Genomic DNA, 15875 nt, shown 5'->3' on the forward strand with positions numbered 1-15875 from the left:
GTGTTGACTCGCAAATGTGTGCATGACAGCATGCATTTGTCCATACGCATGGATTCCAACTCGATCGGAGTTCACCATGACCATCCTCGTCACCGGTGCCCGCGGCCATATCGGCCGCGCCGTCCTGGAAAGCCTGCACGCCAAGGGCCTTCCGGTGCGTGCCGCCAGCAAGGATCCGTCCGCGCTCACGCTCCCCGCCGGGGTCGAAGCCGTCGCCCTCGGCGAGGACGACACCGAAAGCCTCACTGCCGCACTGGAAAACGTGCAACAGGTCTTCCTTTATGCCAACCCCGCCCTCGCCAACGCCTTCGTCACCGCCGCGGAGAAGGCCGGTGTCGAACACGTCGTGCTGCTCTCCTCCTCGGCGGTCGACGGTCCGAATGCCGAGGCGAATCCGATCGGCGCCATGCATGTCGCCGTCGAAAAGGCCTTGGCCGCTTCGAGTCTCACCACCACCGTCCTGCGCCCGGGCGGTTTCGACAGCAATGCCCTCGGCTGGGTCGAGGCCGTCGCGGCCGGGCGGCCCATCGAACTCCCCTACCCCGAGGTCGCCCTGGCCATGATCCACCCGCTGGATATCGCCGACATCGCGGTCGCCGCCCTCACCGGCGACGAATTGCGCGGCCGCACAGTCTCTCTCACCGGTCCCGAGCCGATCAGCTTCCGCGCGCAGATCGCCGCGCTGTCCGCGGCCATCGGGCGGGAGATCCCGGTCGTCACGGTCACCCCCGAGGCCGCACGGGAGCAGATGGCGCGCAGCATGCCGCCCTTCATCGCGGACGCGCTGCTGTCGGTCTGGGCCGACATGGACGGACATCCGCAGGCACCCGCCGACACCACCGAGACCCTGCTCGGCGTCCCCGCCCGCACCTTCGCGCAGTGGGCCCGCGAGAACGCGGCCGCCTTCGCCCCGGCCTGACCGCAGCGGGCACCCCGGCCCGCCGAATCCCGTCCGGCCCGTCGAATCCGGTTGCCCGAGGGTCGCGGAAACCACTGTCCACCAGGGGTGGAGCGCGTAGGCTCAGACAAATCCCGCAGTCGCCGAAATGATCCCGGGGAGTTCTCATGGCGTCCGCAGCACCCAAGGCCCCGCCCCTGCCCCTCGTGCGCGTCCTCGCGCGTCTCCGTGACGGTCTGGCCGCCCTGCATCGACGAATGGTCCCCGGGCACATCGCGCTGCTGGAACTGTCCACCCTGGGCTACCTCACCCAGGCCGCCTGCGCCGCGGCCGAACTCGGCATCGCCGACGCGCTCGCCGAGGGCCCCCGCCAACCGGCGGACCTGGCGCGCGCGATCGGCGTGGACGAGGGCGCGCTGCGGCGCTTGATGCGCCTGCTCATCAGCGGCGGGGTCTTCGCGCAGCGACGCGACGGGGCGTATCAGCAGACCGGAATCTCGGAGGGGCTGCGCTCGGACGCGGCGGTGTCGCTGCGAGATCTGTTCCTGCTCTTGGGATCCGACCTACACCGCAAGCACTGGACGACCCTGCCCGAGTCGGTGCGGCGCGGCAGGTCCCTGTGGCCCGAGACCGAGGGCATGGAGTTCTTCGAATACGCCGAGCAGCATCCGGAGGCCGGGGAGATCTTCGACCGCGCCATGACCAGCGTCAGCTCCCTGGCGACCGAACCCGTGCAGGCCGCCTACGATTTCGGGCGCTACGGCTGCATTATCGATATCGGCGGCGGTCGCGGCAGCCTGCTACTCGACATTCTGCGGCGGCATCCGTCCATGCGCGGCATCGTCTTCGACCTGCCGCGTGTGGTGGAGAGCCTGCCGGAACAGCTGCTCGGCCCCGGCCTCACCGGTCGCCTCACCTTCGAGAGCGGCAGCTTCTTCGACTCGGTGCCCAAGGGCGGCGACGCCTACCTGCTCAAACACATCATCCACGACTGGAACGACGAGGACGCCGAACGCATTCTGCGCACCGTGCGCACCGCCATGGAGTCCGAGGCGCGGCTGCTCATCATCGATGTGGTCATGCCCGAGAACCAACGCCCGCATCCGGGCAAGGTCATCGACCTGGAGATGCTGGTCCAGACCCCCGGCGGGCGCGAGCGCACGCAGACCGAGTTCGGAAACCTGCTCTCCCGCGCCGGTTTCGTGCTCACCCGCGTGGTTCCCACCGTCGCGCACGTCAGCGTGATCGAGGCCCATCCGTCCTGGTGAGTCTCCCGCGAGCTGCGCGAGACCGATATGAGGTCGACGACGGCCCGGGTGCTGGTCGTCCCCCTGCACCGATCCACACCCGGGCCCGTCGACGCCGCCCGCGGGGCGTGCGCGGCGCAATCCCACACGCCCGCCACGGGCCTGCTACCCCCTGATTCGACTGTCGCGCAGACGCGTTCAGGCGGAACGGCGGATTCGTGGGCCGACAACCCCTGCGGCCCGATCGGTCCAGCCGTCCGCCATCTGCGCCAACAGGAACCAGGCGGCGTGTACTTGTTCGTCCGATACCTTCTCGGCCGTCTTCAACAGATGCACGGCGCGCACGTGGGCGGCCGCCATGGCATCCACCACGGCCCCGAGGGATTCGGCCCGCGCTGCACCCCTCGGCAGCGCCCGGCTCATCACCCATTCATCGATGAACGTCACCAATTCGGCTCGTAGCTCGTCGATCCCGCCGGTGTCGCCGGGTCGGTCCCGGCGCTGCAGGTGCAGTTCGGCCAGCGCCCGGGCCCAGCGGGTGACCGCGTGGTCCTCGGGCTGATCGCCGATGTGACCGCAGAAGGCGGCCAGCAACTCGTGCCAGTCGGGCAAGAGCGGGCGATTCTCCTCGAAACTCGCATCGGTCGAACTTCCGGCACGGCCGCTCGCCCGCCACAGGTGTGTGCTATCAGGTTGGGGTACGTACATACCTACCTCCACGGCGGTGCGGCGCACCCGGAGCCGCGGGCGGTCGCCGGACCGCGAGCCCGGCGCGGCAAGGGCGGACCGCGCCGGATCCGGGCAACCGCTATCGGCGAAGGGCACATCTCGATGCGGCACCGGGTGCACTTCCAGAATGACCGCTGCGGCCGTCCCGCCCACTGCCCTTCCCCCGCCCTGCGACTGCCCCTCACCCCAGAGACCAACCGGCCGGTCTGTACCCGTTACTCGCCCTCTCCCCCAACGCAATTCAGCCGTAACCGCGCGACTACCTCCCCGTCGCCCACGGGCTGGAGCGCAGCGGTCAGACCTTGACGAGGTCGTCGGCGTGGACGACCGGGCGCTGCATGCTGTCGGGCAGGTCGGAGGTGGAGCGGCCCTTCATGGTTTCGAGTTCGTCGCTGTCGTAGGCGACCACGCCGCGGGCCACGGTGTGACCGTCGGGTGCGATCAGGTCGATCACGTCGCCGCCGTAGAAATGGCCTGCCACCTCGGTGATTCCGGCGGCCAGCAGGGAGTGGCGGCGCTCGGCCACGGCGGCCACCGCGCCCGCGTCCAGGTGGACCGCGCCGCGCGCGTCGGCGGCGTGGCGGACCCAGAACTTGCGGGCCGAGAGTCGTACGGGTCGGGCGGCGAAGGCGGTGCCGACCGTCGCGCCCGAAAGGGCCGCGGCCGCATCGGAAGCCGCCGCCAGCAGCACCGGCACACCGGCATCGGCGGCCAGGCGGGCGGCGGAGAGTTTGGAGGCCATGCCTCCGGTGCCGAGCGCGCCCCCGGATCCGGCGATCACGCCGTCCAGGTCGGCGCTGCTGCGCACCTCGGGAATGAAGGTGGCGGCACCCTTGCGCGGGTCGCCGTCGTAGAGGCCGTCGACGTCCGACAGCAGGATCAGCGCGTCCGCGCCGACCAGGTGCGCCACCAGCGCGGCCAGCCGGTCATTGTCGCCAAAGCGGATCTCTTCCGTTGCGACGGTGTCGTTTTCGTTCACCACCGCGATGGCGTGCAGCGAACGCAGCCGATCGAGGGTGCGCTGGGCATTGCGATGCGGTTCGCGGCGGCCGAAGTCCCCCGCGCTCAACAGCACCTGGCCGACGACCCGGTCGTAGCGGGCGAAGGAGGTGCCCCAGGCGTGCGCCAGCGCCAGCTGTCCGACACTCGCCGCGGCCTGCTTGGTCGCGAGATCCTTTGGGCGCTTGGACAATCCGAGCGGCGCCATGCCCGCCCCGATGGCGCCCGAGGACACCACGACCAGATCCGAACCGGCGCGCATGCGGCCCTCCACCGCGTCGGCCAGCTTGTCCAGCCGCCCGGTGTCCAGACCGCCCTCCAGGCTGGTCAGCGCCGAGGAGCCGATCTTCACCACGACACTGCGCGCCGTGGCGATCGCCTGCCGCGCCGCGCTCAGCTCGCTCACCCGAGTGCCACCCGAACTCACTTGCACCACACCTCAATTCGCCCGCGATGCCGAGGCATCGTCGCACCCGAATCCGTTCCTCGACCACACCGGCCGCCCACCCGCTCGCGAACGGCCCTGCGGCACTGTATTACTCGTCGTCCTCGGTCACCAGACCGCGGCGCACGCGCGAGGCGTGCTTGCGCTCGGCCGCGCCGATGCGCTCGGTCTGGTCCAGGCGCGGGTCCACGCCGCGGCGGGTCATCAGGGTCTCCACGCCCGCGGAGATCGACGGCTCCCAGTCGAAGCAGTAGTCGGCGACGGTCACCGAACAGCCCGGCTCGGCACCCAGCTTGACCAGCTCCTCCTCGACGCCGAGGCGGGCCAGGCGGTCGGCCAGGTAGCCCACGGCCTCGTCGTTGTCGAACTGGGTCTGGTGCACCCAGCGCTCGGGACGCTCGCCGATGACGATGAAGCCGCCCTCGACCTCCGGATCCTTGATGACCCGGAAACCGCTGTCGCCCTTGACGACCGGGCGAATGATCTGCCGCTTCGGCTCGGCCTTGGGATGCTCCGCGCGGTATTGCGCGACCATTTCCGCGAGCGCGAAGGTCAAGGGCCGCAAGCCTTCCCGGCTCACCGCCGAGATCTTGAACACCGGCCACCCGCGCTTCTCGAACTCCGGCCGCACGAACTCGGCCAGCTCGTCGGCATCGGGGATATCGGCCTTGTTGAGGATGACCACGCGCGGACGGTCGGCCAGATCGCCGAGCCCGGTGTCGCCCTGCAGCGCGGGCTGATACGCGGCCAGCTCGGCCTCGAGCGCGTCCACATCGGAGATCGGATCGCGGCCCGGTTCCAGCGTCGCGCAGTCCACCACGTGGGCGAGCACCGCGCAGCGCTCCAGATGCCGCAGGAAGTCCAGGCCCAGGCCGCGGCCCTCGCTCGCGCCCGGGATCAGCCCGGGCACATCGGCCACGGTGAAGGTGGTGTCACCCGACTGCACCACACCGAGATTGGGCACCAGCGTGGTGAACGGGTAGTCCGCGATCTTCGGCTTGGCCGCCGAGAGCACCGACACCAGCGAGGATTTACCGGCCGACGGGAAGCCCACCAGGCCCACATCCGCCACCGACTTGAGCTCGAGCACGAGATCGCGCTCCTGGCCGTCCTCGCCGAGCAGCGCGAAACCGGGAGCCTTCCGCGACTTGGACACCAGCGCGGCATTGCCCAACCCGCCGCGGCCACCCTGGGCCGCCACGAAGGTCGCGCCCGCGCCGATCAGGTCGGCCAGGACCTCGCCGTCGGTGCTCATGACGACCGTGCCGTCCGGCACCTTCAGCAGCAGCCCCTCGCCCTGCTTGCCATTGCGATTGCCGCCCTCGCCGGGCTTGCCGTTGCCGCCCTTGGCGTGCGGGTGGAAGTGGAAGTCCAGCAGGGTGTGGACGTTCGGGTCGACCTCGAGGATCACATCCCCGCCATTGCCGCCATTGCCGCCGTCGGGTCCGCCCAGGGGCATGAACTTCTCACGCCGCACCGAGGCACACCCGTGCCCACCCTTGCCCGCACGAACGTGCAGTACGACACGGTCGATGAATTTGGACATATCGGTGATCATCCTCCTTCAGGACTGGTCGTCTGCAAATGCAGGGTTCGTGTTGAAAACAGCAAAGCGGGCCAGGGTTAATCCATAACCCTGACCCGCTCGAAAGCTAGTGGAGTAGGAACTCCGGTGCGCCGGTCAGGCGTTCACCGGCTCCGGGACCACGATGTTGACGGTCTTGCGGCCACGCTTGGTGCCGAACTGCACCGCGCCCGCCTCGAGGGCGAACAGGGTGTCGTCGCCGCCACGGCCGACATTGACGCCGGGGTGGAAGTGCGTGCCACGCTGGCGAACCAGGATCTCGCCCGCCTTGACGGTCTGACCGCCGAAGCGCTTCACGCCGAGCCGCTGGGCATTCGAATCGCGACCATTGCGCGAGCTGGATGCACCCTTCTTATGTGCCATTTCTCAGAACTCCTCGTGCCGGGGTGACGAACCCCAAGTCGGATTACTTGATGCCGGTGACCTTCAGGACCGTCAGCTTCTGACGGTGGCCCTGACGCTTGTGGTAGCCGGTCTTGTTCTTGAACTTGTGGATGCGGATCTTCGGGCCCTTGGTCTGTTCGACGACCTCGGCGGACACGGAGACCTTCGCCAGCTTGTCAGCATCGGTGGTCAGCTCGGCGCCATCAACGACCAGCACCGGCGACAGCGACACCGAAGTGCCCGGCTCACCCTCGATCTTCTCGACCTTCACCAGGTCACCGACCGCGACCTTGTACTGCTTTCCGCCGGTCTTGACGATCGCGTACGTTGCCATCGGTCGGCTGCCCTTCTTTCTCTGTTCAAGTGCGCGAAGTACTCGGCACTCTGCTCACGCGGCTGGTCACCCGGTTCGCACCGGAAACCGCCGCAGACTGGTCTGGTGGTTTCACCGCCGCCTCGGGCCTTTGGCTCTGTTGAACCGAACCGGGCCCACTCACAGCACTAGTCACAACAGAGTGCCGTCGCAGGGGCAGCGACTGACCAAGACTACAGGACGGGCCCAACCCCCTCCAAACCGGGCTGCCCGCCGGTAGCAGGGAGCTTCGTCACTCGGAGAAAAGCCGTGGCCCCGCCGGAATCCGGCGGGGCCACGGATGTCGCTACCGAGTGGCTAGTTCTCGCCCTCCGGCGCACCGGCGGGACGGCCCGCGGCCCGACGACGCGGGCGGGCCCGCGGCGGGACCACGGCCGGGGCCAGGTCGTCGAGGTTGAAGCCCGGCTTCTCGGTCTGATCCGAACTGGAGAGCACGAACACCGCGCCCGCGCTGTCGGCGGCCGGAGCCGAGGCCGTGCGCGCCACCCGGCGACGGGCCGGACGACGACCGGACAGCGTGGGCTCGGCGGTCTGCGCGCCGGACGCGGCCTGCGCCTCGTCCACCAGGACCGCCGCCTCGGCCCCGGAGGCCAGGGCATCGGTCGCGGCCAGCTCGTCGGCGGCCGCCGCGGCGGCGGGCGGCACGGTCGAGGTGCCATTGGTCGCGGCATGCGCCGCGGCGCTCTCCGCGGCCTTCTCGGTCTCGGACTCGATCTCGGTCACCGCGTCGGCCGCGATGGCGGCTTCGGCGGCGGCGTCCTCGGCCTCGCGGACAATGGTCGACTCGGCCGCGTCGACATCGGCCACGGTCGCGGAATCACCCTCGGCCAGTACCGCGTTGGCGGCGTCGGCGGCGGCGATCGCGTCCTCTTCCGAGGCGTGCGCGGCTTCCTCGGCGGCGTGCGCGGCCATGGCCATGGCCACCGGGTGGGCGCGCTTGGCGGCGGCCTTCTCGGCCTTCTCCGCCTTCTCCTCGGGCTTGTCTTCCTTCTCCTCGACCACCGGCTCGACGGCCGGGGTCTCGGCGACGGCCGCGCTGCGGTCCTTGCGGCGGCGACGCGAACCCTCGCGGCGACCCACGCCCTCACCGCTCTCGGCCGGGGCCGAACCCGATTCGACGGGGTAGTTGTGCACGAGAATGCCGCGCCCGTGGCAGGTTTCACAGGTGGTGGAGAACGCCTCGACCAGACCGGTACCCAGCTTCTTGCGGGTCATCTGGACCAGGCCCAGCGAGGTGACCTCGGAGACCTGGTGGCGGGTGCGGTCGCGGCCCAGCGCCTCGGTCAGGCGGCGCAGCACCAGATCCCGGTTGGATTCGAGCACCATGTCGATGAAGTCGACGACGATCATGCCGCCGATATCGCGCAGCCGCATCTGGCGCACGATCTCCTCGGCCGCCTCCAGGTTGTTGCGGGTCACGGTCTCTTCGAGATTGGACCCGCCCGACCCGGTGAACTTGCCGGTGTTGACGTCGATGACGGTCATGGCCTCGGTGCGGTCGATCACCAGGGTGCCGCCCGAGGGCAGCCACACCTTGCGGTCGAGCGCCTTGGCCAGCTGCTCGTCGATACGCAGCGAACCGAACACGTCGACGCCGTTGTTCTCGTAGCGCTCGACGCGGTTCAGCATGTCGGGAGCGACGGTGCGGACGTAGTTCTCGACCGTGGTCCAGGCGCGCTCGCCCTCGATGACCAGCTTGGAGAAGTCCTCGTTGAACAGGTCGCGCACGACCTTGACCAACAGGTCCGGCTCCTCGTACAGGGTCTTGGGCGCGCCGGAGCCGTTCTTGGACTGCTCCTCAATGGTGCGCCAGGTCGCCTGCAGCCGTTCGACATCGCGGGCCAGCTCCGGCTCGGAGACACCCTCGGAGGCGGTGCGGATGATGACGCCCGCGTCCTGCGGCACGATGTCGCGCAGGATTTCCTTAAGGCGCTTGCGCTCGGTGTCGGGCAGCTTGCGGGAGATGCCGGTGGAGGTGCCGCCGGGCACGTACACCAGGAAGCGTCCGGCCAGGCTGATCTGCGTGGTCAGGCGGGCGCCCTTGTGGCCCACCGGATCCTTGGAGACCTGCACCAGCACGGCGTCACCGGGCTTGAGCGCCTGCTCGATCTTGCGCTCCTTGCCGCCCAGACCGGCGGCCTCCCAGTTCACCTCGCCCGCGTACAGCACGCCGTTGCGGCCGCGGCCGATGTCGACGAAGGCGGCCTCCATCGACGGCAGCACGTTCTGCACCTTGCCCAGGTACACATTGCCGACCATGGACGCGGAGCCCGTGGAGGTCACGAAGTGTTCGACCAGGATGTTGTCCTCGAGCACCGCCACCTGGGTGGTGGAGGTCGGGTGGTCGGGGAAGTGCTTCTCGCGCACCACCATCACGCGGTCCACCGCTTCGCGGCGGGCCAGGAATTCCGACTCGGTCAGGATGGGCGGGCGACGGCGACCGGCCTCGCGGCCGTCGCGGCGGCGCTGGCGCTTGGCCTCCAGGCGGGTCGAGCCGCTGATGCCCTGCACCTCGTCGACGTCCTTGGCGGCGCGGCGCTTGCTGCGCGGCTCCCGCTCGTGGACGACGGTGTTGGGCGGATCGTCGTCGGCGACCTCGGGCTCGTTGTCCTCCCCGCCCTTGCGGCGGCGACGGCGACGGCGGCGACGGCTGCTCGAACCCTCGGGCAGGGGCGCGCTCTCGTCGTCGTCCTCGGCGGTGTCGGTGTCGGCGGATTCGGCCGACTCGTCGGTCTCGGGCTGCTCGTCGCCCTCGTCGTCGGTGTCGCTGTCCCCGTGCTGTTCACCGCGACCCCGGCCGCGGCCGCGACGGCCGCGACGGCGACGCCGCGAGGTGCCCTCGCCGCGCTGGTCGCGATCCTGATCGCCGTCCCAGTCGCCCTCGTCCTCGGTGTCCTCGGACGCGGTCTCCTCGGTGACGGCCTCGACCGCGACGGCCTTGGCCTCGAGGTCCTTGTCCTCGACGGCCTTCTCCTCGGCGCGGGACTTGCGCTCGGCGCGACGCCTGCGGCGGGCCTCCTCGGCGGCCGCGGCGTCGGGCGCCTGGAACAGCGGCGCGGCCACCACGGGCGCGGGCTGGTACTGGACCGGCTCCTCGATCAGCGGCTCGCTCTGGAACGGACTGGCGAACAAGGTGGTCGGTTTGACCGGAGGCACGGCGGCCTCGGCGGCCTCCACTTCCTCGGCGGCGAGTTCGTCGGCGGCCCGGTCGTCTCCGGCGGCGATGGCCGCGTCGACGGTCGATTCGGCGATCGGCCCGGGCGCGGCCGACGGCTCGGCGGCCTCGATGTCCCGCGGGCCGAAGGCGTCGCGGACGGTCTCGGCGACGGTGCGGTCCAGACTCGATTGCGGGCTTCTCGCCTGCGCGCCCATCTCGGTCAGGTGGGCCAGGATTCGTTTGCTGGTGGTGCCCAGCAGCTTCGCCAGTGCGTGCACTCGGATCCGTTCCGGCAACTGTTCGGCAGCCGGGGTGATCTGAGCGCCCTCCCCTTCGCCATTGCTCTGCGATGCTTCCAGCGGCTCTTGATCGGCCACGAAATCTCCTCGGGGCCCCCGGGCGCGTTCCTCTTCAGGAGTGACGCGGCCGTCGCGGGGGCGCTGTCTTGTCGGCCTCACGCCCGCGGGCATGAGATCGTAAGTCTTCGCGCCGTGTGGCCCGTTATCACCGGTATCTCGTCGTTCGGGCTAACTGGTCACGTGGCGCCTGGTTGGTTGGCTCAACTCCGTGTCACGAGCGTTCATCCAGCGTGCCTGCCCGGCGGCCGAGTCTTGGAAGCCGTCGGCGGGCAGCGATGATCGTCCGTCGCTCCGCGGTGTCAATTCGAAGGTGGCTGACGCGCGCCGCAAACGGCCCGCGTCGGTCACTTCCAGAGCCAGTATCCCACACCACGTCGGGGCGTCGTGCCCACGCGGCCCGGAGCGGGCCTCGCGAGTCTCACGGGCGTCCGCTGTGTCCGGGGTCCGGGGGTGGGCCCCCGGACCTGTCGGTGGAGAGTGCGGGGGCTCTCACCCCCGATGAATCAGAGAGCGAATTCGGGGAACCAGAGGGCGATCTCGCGCTTGGCGGACTCGGGCGAGTCGGAGCCGTGCACGAGGTTGTACTGGGTCTCGAGGGCGAAGTCGCCGCGGATGGAACCGGGGACGGCCTTCTCGACCGGGTCGGTGCCGCCCGCGATCTGACGGAAGGCGGGGATGGCGCGCTCACCCTCGAGGACGGCCGCGACGACCGGGCCGGAGGTGATGAATTCGATCAGGGAGCCGAAGAAGGGGCGCTCGGCGTGCTCGGCGTAGTGCTGGGCGGCCAGCTCCTCGGAGACGTTCACCAGCTTGAGGGCCGCGAACTTCAGGCCCTTGCGCTCGATCCGGGCGATGATCTCCCCGATGAGGCCACGGGCCACGCCGTCGGGCTTGATGAGTACCAGCGTCTGCTCAGTCACAGCGCAACCTTAACCGGGATGCGCTCAGCAGGAAAAACGCAGACCGAACGCACGGCCCGGTCTGCCGGATTTCGGAGGTCCGGATCAGGCTCCGGACATGCGCTGGCTGGGCAGTGTCCCCGCCTCCATGCGTTTCTTCACGTCCGCGCGCAGGAACAGCACGAAGATCCAAACGGCGACGAAGACCACACCGATCACCAGGATCGAGAGGTGGATGAAGCCGCCGAGCAGCAGCGCCACCTGCAGGGCGAGATTGAAGGGAATGGCCCAGGGGCGGCGCTGCAGGCCCGCGCCCAGGAACATGATCACGGCCAGGCCGACCACATAGAGGACCGACCACCAGCGCAGGCCGCCGCCGACGGCACTGATCACCGGCAGCGCGAGCAGGACCGTGATGGCCTCGAGGACCAGGGTTCCGGCCATGACGCCGCGCAGACCCTTCCACGGGTCGGTGGCGGGCGGCGGCACGTCCGGGGTGGCCGGGCCTTCGGTCGGTTCGCTCACGCTGGGTCCTTTCCGAACAGGCTGCGGGCCGCCCCGGCGGTGACGACGGAGCCGGTGATGACTATGCCCGCGCCCGAGACCAATTCGCCGTCCTCCCCGCCTTCGGCGAGGGCGATGGCGGTTTCGATGGCGTCGGCCAGATCGTGGGCCACGGCCACGCGTTCGTCGCCGAAGCGCTGGACCGCGAGGTTGGCCAGATCGTCGACGGGCAGGGCGCGCGGGGAGCCGTTCTCGGTGACGACGATCTCGTCGAAGACCGGTTCGAGGGCGTCGAGGATGCCCGCGGCGTCCTTGTCACCCAGTACCGCGATCACACCCACCAGTTTGCGGAAGTCGAATTCGCTTGTCAGCGTGGCCGCTAGGGCCTTGGCCCCGTGTGGGTTGTGGGCGGCGTCGAGGAAGATGGTGGGCGCGCTGCGCATGCGCTCCATCCGGCCGGGGCTGACGGCGGCGGCGAAACCGGCTCGCACGGCGTCGATATCGAGCTGACGGGACGCGCCCGCGCCGAAGAACGCCTCCACCGCGGCGAGGGCCAGCGACGCGTTGCGGGCCTGGTGTTCGCCGTGCATGGGTAGGAAGATCTCGTCGTACACGCCGCCGAGGCCCTGCAGTTCGAGCATCTGCCCGCCGATGGCGATGCGCCGCGAAAGCACCTGGAACTCCGAGCCTTCGCGCGCCACGGCCGCGTCGACCTCGACGGCGCGGCGCAGCAGCACGTCCATGACTTCGGGTTCCTGCTGGGCGATGACGGCGACGGTGTCGCGCGGGACCAGGTCATCCTGCGGGGCCTTCTTGATGATTCCGGCCTTCTCCCCCGCGATGGAGGTGAGATCGGGGCCCAGATATTCGGTGTGGTCCAACCCGATCGGGGTGATGACGGCGACCTGGCCGTCGATCACATTGGTGGCGTCCCAGCGTCCGCCCATGCCGGTCTCGACCACGGCCACGTCCACCGGCGCTTCGGCGAAGGCCGCGTAGGCCATGGCGGTGAGCACCTCGAACTTCGACATGGCCGGTCCGCCAGCGGCTTTGGACTGTTTGTCGACCATCTCGATGTAGGGCAGCAGTTCCCGGTACACCTCGACGTAGCGGCCCGGGGTGATGGGCGCGTTGTCGATGGCGATGCGCTCGGTGGCCAGCTGCAGGTGCGGGCTGGTGATCCGCCCGGTGCGCCGGTGCAGGGCGGTGAGCAGGGCGTCGATCATGCGGGTGACCGAGGTCTTGCCGTTGGTGCCCGCGATGTGGATGGCCGGATAGGACTGCTGGGGCGAGCCGAGCAGGTCCATGACGGTCGCGATGCGAGTGAGCGACGGCTCGATCTTGGTTTCCGGCCAGCGCTGGTCGAGTTCGGCCTCGACCAGCGCCATTTCGGCGAGGTCCACCGGCGAGGTGCCGGTGGCGCTCAGCGAGCCCTCCGCGTACTGCCGCTCCGGTTCGTCGTTCACTTGGCCGCCAGCTGGGCGATCTCGGCGAGGCGGATGGTGATGCGCTCGACGTCGGTCGAGGCGATCTCCTTGCGCGCCTTGATCTTCGCGACCACCTCGTCGGGGGCCTTGGCCAGGAAGGCCTCGTTGCCGAGCTTGCCGGTGGTGCCCGCGAGCTCCTTCTGCGCGGCGGCCAGGTCCTTCTCGAGGCGGCGGCGCTCGGCGTCGAGGTCGACCGTGCCGGAGGTGTCGATCTCGACGGTCACCGTGGCGGTGCTCAGGCGCACCTCGAGCGAGGCGGTGGCGGCGAAGTCGTCGCCCGCCTCGGTGAGCTTGGCCAGGTTGGCGATGCCGGGCCGCTGGGCGAGCAGGTCGGCGGTGTCGAGGCCGTTCAGCTTGGCGGCCACCTTCTGGCTGTCGGCCAGGCCCTGGTCGGAGCGGAAGCGGCGGATCTCGGTGATCAGTTTCTGGGTGTCGGCGATGCGCCGGGCCGCGGCCGCGTCGGCGGTGGCACCGGAGACCGTCGGCCAGGAGGCGACCACGATGGACTCGCCCGCCGCGCCCTCGGTGAGGGCCTGCCACAGGGTCTCGGTGACGAACGGGACGGCCGGATGCAGCAGGCGCAGCACCGCGTCCAGGACGTTGCCGAGCACGAGGCGGGTGCTGGCGGCGCGCTCGTCGGACTCGGCGAACTGGACCTTCGCCAATTCCAGGTACCAGCTGCAGAATTCGTCCCACGCGAAGTGGTAGAGGCCCTCGAGGGCCTTGGAGAACTCGTAACGGTCCAGGGCCGCATCGACTTCGGCGATGACCTCGTCGAGCCGGTCCAGGATCCACAGGTCCGCGTCGGTGAGGGTGTCGCGCGCGGGCAGCTCGCCCGGCTGCGCGCCGTTCATCAGCGCGAACTTGGTGGCGTTGAACAGCTTGGTGATGAAGCTGCGCGAGGCGGTCACGTGCGGGGTGCCGACCGAGAGGTCGCCGCCGGGCTGCGCGCCGCGGGCGAGGGTGAATCGGGTGGCGTCCGCGCCGTATTCGTCGATCCATTCCAGCGGGTCGATGCCGTTGCCGCGCGACTTGGACATTTTCTTGCCGAATTCGTCGCGAATCAGGCCGTGCAGGAACACATCCTGGAACGGCACCTGCTTCTGGTCGGCATCCTTGCCCGCGGTGAGCGCCGGATCGTCGGAGACGAACATGCCGAACATCATCATGCGGGCGACCCAGAAGAACAGAATGTCGTAGCCGGTCACCAGCACGCTGGTCGGATAGAACTTGGCCAGCTCGTCGGTGGCGTCGGGCCAACCCATGGTGGAGAACGGCCACAGGCCCGAGGAGAACCAGGTGTCGAGCACGTCCGGGTCCTGGACGTAGCCCTCGGGGGCCTGCTCGTCCGGTCCGACGCAGACGATTTCGCCCTCGGGGCCGTACCAGATCGGAATGCGGTGACCCCACCACAGCTGGCGCGAGATGTTCCAGTCGTGCATGTTGTCGACCCACTCGAACCAGCGCGGTTCCTGGCTGGCGGGGTGAATCTTCACGTCGCCGTTGCGGACCGCGTCACCGGCGGCCTTGGCGATGGCCTCGACCTTCACCCACCACTGCATGGACAGGCGCGGTTCGATGGGTTCGCCGGAGCGCTCGGAGTGGCCGACCTGGTGCAGGTAGGGGAACTTGCGCCCGACCACGCGGCCCTCGGCCTCGAGCCGCTCGCGGATCTTCACCCGGGCCTCGAAGCGGTCCATGCCGTCGAATTCGGTTCCGCTGTCGGCGATCTTGCCGGTCTTGTCCATGATGGTCGGCATGGGCAGGCCGTGGCGCAGGCCGATCTCGAAGTCGTTGGGGTCGTGCGCGGGGGTGATCTTCAGTGCGCCGGTGCCGAATTCGGGATCGACGTAGTCGTCGGCGATGACCGGGATCTGTCCGCCGGTGATCGGGTGGTAGAGGGTGGTGCCGACGAGGTCCTTGTACCGCTCGTCGTCGGGGTGCACGGCGATGGCGGTGTCGCCGAGCATAGTCTCCACACGGGTGGTGGCCACGATCACGTGCGGCTCATCGTCGTTCAGCGAGCCGTAGCGCAGGGAGACGAGTTCGCCCTCGACCTCCTTGTGGTCCACCTCGAGGTCGGAGATGCCGGTCTGCAGCACCGGCGACCAGTTCACCAGGCGCTCGGCGCGGTAGATGAGGCCCGCGTCGTAGAGGCGCTTGAAGATGGTCTGCACGGCACGGGACAGGCCCTCGTCCATGGTGAAGCGGTCGCGGCTCCAGTCCACGCCGTCGCCGAGGCGGCGCATCTGGCCCTGGATCTGGCCGCCGGACTCGCGCTTCCAATCCCAGACCTTGTCCACGAACAGCTCGCGGCCGAAGTCCTCCTTGGTCTTGCCGTCGACGGCGAGCTGCTTCTCCACCACGGTCTGGGTGGCGATGCCCGCGTGGTCCATGCCCGGCAGCCACAGCACCTCGAAGCCCTGCATGCGCTTGCGGCGGGTGAGCAGATCCATGAGGGTGTGGTCGAGGGCGTGGCCCATGTGCAGGGTGCCGGTGACGTTCGGCGGGGGCAGCACGATCGAGTAGGCGGGCTTGTCGCTGCTCGGGTCGGCGGTGAAGTAACCGGCGGCTACCCAGCGCTCGTACAGGTCGGCCTCGACGTCGCTGGGATTCCAGCTTTTGGGGAGGGCATCGGCACGATTACGTGGGTTCTCAGAGGCTGCGCTGGTCACCGGTCGATTCTAAGGGCTGGGATTATCGCGCAACGACCGGGTTTTTAGTAGGCCCAACCGGTAGGCGCTCGAGACCTACCCGGTCGGCGCTCGAGACCTACCCCGGGCAAGCCGAAGGGCGAGGCTTCCGGCGG

At 69.5% G+C, this 15875-nt stretch carries 12 protein-coding genes; 2 read left to right on the top strand and 10 right to left on the bottom strand.

The genetic code is table 11. From position 1 onward, the window contains the following. Positions 1-76: 76 nt before the first annotated feature. Both VMT40_RS12250 and VMT40_RS12255 read left to right on the top strand, forming a co-directional pair. A complete protein-coding gene (locus VMT40_RS12250) occupies positions 77-919 on the top strand; it encodes an NAD(P)H-binding protein (RefSeq protein WP_326358094.1) in 843 nt (280 codons plus the stop codon). Between the two features lie 146 nt (positions 920-1065). Further along, positions 1066-2166, top strand: coding sequence for a methyltransferase (locus VMT40_RS12255; protein ID WP_326358095.1), 1101 nt, complete (start codon positions 1066-1068; stop codon positions 2164-2166). 177 nt (positions 2167-2343) lie between these two features. Here the strand turns inward: VMT40_RS12255 and VMT40_RS12260 are convergent, their stop codons facing one another. From VMT40_RS12260 to VMT40_RS12305, 10 genes are all read right to left on the bottom strand, one after another. Further along, positions 2344-3027 (bottom strand): hypothetical protein, encoded by a 684-nt coding sequence (locus tag VMT40_RS12260; protein ID WP_326358096.1) that lies wholly within the window; start codon positions 3025-3027, stop codon positions 2344-2346. Positions 3028-3169: 142 nt separating this feature from the next. Beyond that, on the bottom strand, positions 3170-4270 hold the full coding sequence (proB, locus tag VMT40_RS12265; RefSeq protein ID WP_326358597.1) for a glutamate 5-kinase: 1101 nt from the start codon (positions 4268-4270) through the stop codon (positions 3170-3172). A gap of 139 nt (positions 4271-4409) precedes the next feature. Next, the gene (obgE, locus tag VMT40_RS12270) at positions 4410-5864 is read right to left on the bottom strand and encodes a GTPase ObgE (RefSeq protein ID WP_326358097.1); all 1455 of its coding nucleotides are present in this window, start codon (positions 5862-5864) and stop codon (positions 4410-4412) included. A gap of 135 nt (positions 5865-5999) precedes the next feature. Continuing rightward, on the bottom strand, positions 6000-6266 hold the full coding sequence (rpmA, locus tag VMT40_RS12275) for a 50S ribosomal protein L27 (protein WP_040806195.1): 267 nt from the start codon (positions 6264-6266) through the stop codon (positions 6000-6002). Between the two features lie 43 nt (positions 6267-6309). Beyond that, positions 6310-6621: a 50S ribosomal protein L21 gene (rplU, locus tag VMT40_RS12280; protein WP_036547931.1), complete on the bottom strand. Its 312-nt coding sequence runs from the start codon at positions 6619-6621 to the stop codon at positions 6310-6312. A gap of 336 nt (positions 6622-6957) precedes the next feature. Next, positions 6958-10194, bottom strand: a complete 3237-nt coding sequence (locus VMT40_RS12285; protein ID WP_442789953.1) for a translation initiation factor IF-2 N-terminal domain-containing protein — start codon at positions 10192-10194, stop codon at positions 6958-6960. A gap of 485 nt (positions 10195-10679) precedes the next feature. Further along, complete coding sequence (gene ndk / locus VMT40_RS12290; RefSeq protein WP_326358098.1) at positions 10680-11096, bottom strand: nucleoside-diphosphate kinase; 417 nt, start codon at positions 11094-11096, stop codon at positions 10680-10682. A gap of 84 nt (positions 11097-11180) precedes the next feature. Further along, positions 11181-11600, bottom strand: coding sequence for a DUF4233 domain-containing protein (locus VMT40_RS12295; RefSeq protein ID WP_326358099.1), 420 nt, complete (start codon positions 11598-11600; stop codon positions 11181-11183). Then, a complete protein-coding gene (folC, locus tag VMT40_RS12300) occupies positions 11597-12967 on the bottom strand; it encodes a bifunctional tetrahydrofolate synthase/dihydrofolate synthase (RefSeq protein ID WP_326358600.1) in 1371 nt (456 codons plus the stop codon). The genes VMT40_RS12295 and folC overlap by 4 nt, the downstream gene beginning before the upstream one ends. A 74-nt stretch (positions 12968-13041) precedes the next feature. After that, complete coding sequence (locus VMT40_RS12305; protein WP_326358100.1) at positions 13042-15741, bottom strand: valine--tRNA ligase; 2700 nt, start codon at positions 15739-15741, stop codon at positions 13042-13044. Positions 15742-15875: the final 134 nt, after the last annotated feature.

It is taken from the genome of Nocardia sp. CDC160 (genome assembly GCF_035818795.1).
Taxonomy (GTDB): domain Bacteria; phylum Actinomycetota; class Actinomycetes; order Mycobacteriales; family Mycobacteriaceae; genus Nocardia.